The 718-nt window shown below is 71.0% G+C and carries 1 protein-coding gene; it reads right to left on the reverse strand.

Annotated elements, in window-relative coordinates:
* Positions 1–623 (reverse strand): HNH endonuclease signature motif containing protein (locus tag IMZ11_RS43010; RefSeq protein ID WP_228649386.1); only part of this gene is annotated, 623 nt, incomplete at its 3' end.
* Positions 624–718 lie beyond the last annotated feature (95 nt).

Raw genomic sequence — 718 nt, forward strand, 5'->3', positions numbered from 1 at the left:
GGCTCGGGCATGGGTTCGATGATCGGCGGCGGCTGCACGGGATACTCGTGGCCGGTCCGGCTGATCCAGGTCACATGCCCGGGGCTGGTCTGTACGACCTGCCAACCGTTGTCACGCAGGTCGTGGTCGTGCGCGCACGCGGCAGCGAGGTTCTGCTCGGTGGTGGGGCCGCCGTGGGCGTACTGGTGGGTGTGGTCCATCTCCGACCGGGCGGCCGGTGCACGACACCCGGGATGGGAGCAGACCCTGTCGCGGATCTCGACCCGTCGCCGCAACCCGGCTGTGGGGAACCGCCGCCGCTCATCCCCGGCAGTCGTGTCGCGGCCGGTGACCGGATCCTGCCTGTGGTCGGCCGCAGGGCCGCCAGAGCCGGCCTCAGCAGACTGGCCGGCGCCGAGGTCCGCGATGGCGCGGCCTTCGAAACCCGGATCGGCGATATCCGCGCCACCACCGAGACCGTCGCCACCGTCACCACCGCGACCGTCGTCGTCGCCAGGCAGGGAGAACTCCTCAGCGGTTTCGTCGCCGGGAATGCAAACCTTCTCGGTCACCTCGTCGTATTGACGCATGATGTCGGCGATCACACCGGCCCAGCCGCCCTGCGCGTAGAGGTCGGCGTGCAATTCTCGGAGCAACGCCAGCGGGAGTTGGAGTTCGACGATCCCGCGACGGCGGACCGACGCCGGCCTCGCGTGGAGGGCCCCGCCCGGCCGGTCGC

This window comes from Microtetraspora sp. AC03309 (assembly GCF_020826795.1).
Lineage (GTDB): Bacteria > Actinomycetota > Actinomycetes > Streptosporangiales > Streptosporangiaceae > Microtetraspora > Microtetraspora glauca.